Genomic DNA, 3,599 nt, shown 5'->3' on the forward strand with positions numbered 1-3,599 from the left:
TATTTGATAAAGGTAGTTATAGATCTGGGTTACTAATTCTGGCGCATATAAAGATATAGCCCCCAAAAACAGGCCCATTCCGGTAAGTTGCTTTCTGGGCTTATCTATCACCGCATCAATAAACATTTGTGCCGCATCCTCGGCGCTTACCAGGTCGGCATTTTTATATTCTTTCGTTGGCGCAACCATTTCGGTCTTAACCAAGGGGAATTTTATCGAGGTGACACTTATATCCCGGTTAGCAAACTCTGCAGCCAGTGAGTCACACAACGCATCCATAGCAGATTTGCTTGCCATATAAGGCCCAAAACGTGGCGTGACAGCCATAGTACCCATTGAAGAAGAATGAAGAATATGCCCTCCACCATTTTTGACCATGGAAGGAAGAAGCCCCAAAATCAAGCGCGAAGCCCCAAAATAATTTAACTGCATCGTTCGCTCCAAATCATGGAAACGCCCTTCAGAGCGAGAAAGAGAACGACGAATTGAGCGTCCAGCATTACTAAACAAAACATCAAGTGAAACGTACTTATCCNCTATATAGGTAACAAGCGCGTCACACTCATCAAAATGGGATAAATCACACGTATAGATGTCGATTCGTTCTGGGTCTACACCGCTGGCAATTAATGCCTCTTTACACTCATTTAGTTTATCTTGATGCCGGGCAACCAGAATAACTCGAGCACCATAACTCAGAGCCCGTTTGGCGCTCGCATAGCCAATTCCACTTGAGCCGCCTGTAATTAAAACAGTTTTATTTTTAAGGGCGAGTTCAGCCAAGTTCTCTCTGTTCTTAGCAGGGTCCAAATAGCGATTGTAGTAGTCCCATAACAGATCGACATAATCTTCAAATGCTGGGGCTCGCAAGCCCTGTTTAACTAAAAGTTTCTGTGTTGAATCTGCACTAAATTTCAGGCCTGGCATTAGTGCTGAAAAGACTGACGAAGGAATACCTAGCTTTTCGAAAAGTCCATCGAGAGCGATCTGAACTGCCTTCAATTGCTTTAGCATACCTAGTTGCTTAAACACGCCACCTTGTATACCTGAAGACCTTACAGGCAAAGAAAAGCCAACTTTTGGACCATCTGCTGCACGAAGAATTTGCGTAAAAGCTTTATGTAAAGGTAGTGACTGCGTGCCGGTCAGGTGAAAACAAGTTTGCCCCCCCAAGTCCTCAGACTGACTCAAGAGCAATATAGCTTCAACAAGGTAGTCCCGAGGTACAACATCGAGATTTGCCTTTAACTTAGGAACAAGGATTGGCACCCATGAAGGTAAATATCGCTTTAAAAAACTTACTAACAGGCACATATAGTATGGCCCATCGATTTTATCAATCTCACCGCTTGTTGAGTCGCCTACTACTGCAGAAGGCCGATAAATCCTTAAGTCCATATTATGCTCATCCCTAAAACGACGGGCACAAGCCTCGGACTGAAATTTACTCAAATGATAGGTATGCGAATGCTCCTGACCTTCATCGAACATATCCTCGGAAAAGGTGCCCTGAAAGTCTCCTGCCACAGCCATCGAGCTGAGCATATGAACTCGACCAGCAAAACCTGAAGAAACCAGCGTGCTAAACAAACGCTCCGTACCTTGGACATTCGTTTCCATAACGAGTTTTTCAGGCGCCCCCAGATCGTACACTGCTGCAAGGTGAAAAACATGATCAAAATCTGAAAAACTATATAAAGTCTTATCGAGCCCCATAAACTGGCTATTTAAATCGCCACACCAAACATCCAACGAAGAACCATTGTCTAGCACTAAGGATAAAGCTCGCCACTTAGAAATAAGTTCGCTGCATTTTTCAGTATCAGGATTCCTCACCAACACAAGCAAATCATGCCCTTGCTTAAGAAGACCTTCTACCAAAAGTTTCCCAATAAAACCTGTTGCTCCTGTCACCAAACACCGGCACATAACTGTCTCCTATTATTATTTTTTGAGTAGGAATAGATTTGAATTATTAGATATTTACAGCTTAGATGGAAGCCTGACTTACACTTATGGCTAACTCTGTTTACTTTGATAAATGCAATTTAAGGGAATACTAAATCAATTCAACGAGCCCAGTGACGGTCAAATTGAACCTGAGCGACCTTAATAGTGTGAACCTTATCCCATTCATTTTTGTTAGATTTTTTTTCACTATGTAAGACAGATATACTCAGTGGTTAATTGTATTTACATGCCCTAATAAAATCATCATTACATAATCAGGATGCATTCGCTAATGAGAGCTTTATTGCCTAACCTTCACTCTTTGCTAGGATCGCTAACACTGCCACTAGGCATTTTCTTTTTGACGGCATGTACCACCGACCATAAGACGCCTGTGGATCCACCTGAGGTGAATACCTATAACGCCTATATTAATACTGTTGATAACACTATCAGCTACTACACTATCAAGAATGACAACCTTATAACCTACAAGCTCGCCGATTTTGCTGAAGCAACTAACGACTTTCAGACCGCACTAGCTTTCGACATAGATGAAGAAAAACAAGGTTTCGAATACATAGCCTATGTAACGAGAAACTCGCAAGAAGAAAGCGTTATAAACCTCTTCGATCTCGACAAAGCCAACAATAACAAACATTATGTATTAGCAAATCTAAGTAGCCATATTTGTGGTATCTCAGCTATTAGAATGCCTACAACCCACGCTTTTCAAGACCGAAAAGAGTCCAATGTCAGCACTAAACACCTTCCTGAAATCATCCTTCATGTTTCGGCTTCAACCGCTTGTGATGGCGATATTTTCTATGAAAAAATTGATTTTTCTACTCTGATTGATGAGAACATCTTCACAATCTTTGAACACAGCGTCGTTTCTGAGGGAAAACAAGATCCCGAGTTAGTTATTGACTACGATTCAGCAAAAGTAATTTCATCAGTATGGCAAGGAAACTATGGCTACCTTAGCTATAACAACAACTCTTCCGAACTATCTTTTAACTATGCAGAAATAGACCGTTTTAACGAAATACAAACAATAGAATGGAGTACACAACTCCCTTTCACAGAACCCCTTACTTTTACTCAAGTATCAAATAACAAGATATTGGCCCAGCAAGGATCTAACTTATTTGTTATACCAACTTCATATCTATTTACTGTCGATGACCCAACAAGTAGCTCAACTCCTATACAAGCACGCATTAACGCTATATTTGATACGCCAACATTAACGCTCAACGGTTATACAAACCTTACCCTTAATACCAGCCAGCCAGTTCAGCAAAGTAACTTTGTAATCCAGGTTGAAAACGACCTTTATCTATACGAAAGTGATCGGTTTGAGCTTATTTATAGTAATAGCAAGAGTACGGAAGATGTTTCGCTAACTTATCGACTAAACAGCGCAAACGAGTTGCTACTACTTACCGAAGAGACTGGAAAAGATGACTTGCTAACTGTCATTTATGAGACAGGAAACGAGAGCAATATAGATGAGTCCGAAGAAATTTCGATTTACATCAATGACGATACATTCCACTTCAACTCCTACAATAGCGAGTCAGGCTCACAAGCGCATATTTTGACGAAAAAGAACAGCAACTACGAACCAACAAGCTTCGAGGAAA

2 protein-coding genes are annotated in these 3,599 nt (G+C 41.1%); one reads left to right on the forward strand and one right to left on the reverse strand.

Annotated features, from left to right (window positions below; genetic code table 11):
• The coding region (locus tag A3761_RS16840) for an SDR family oxidoreductase (RefSeq protein WP_068750553.1) at positions 1–1,929 on the reverse strand (1,929 nt) is incomplete at its 3' end.
• Positions 1,930–2,242: 313 nt separating this feature from the next.
• Between A3761_RS16840 and A3761_RS16845 the strand changes: the two genes are divergently transcribed.
• On the forward strand, positions 2,243–3,599 hold a 1,357-nt coding region (locus A3761_RS16845; RefSeq protein WP_156491910.1), incomplete at its 3' end, for a hypothetical protein.

Source organism: Oleiphilus sp. HI0123 (genome assembly GCF_001635315.1).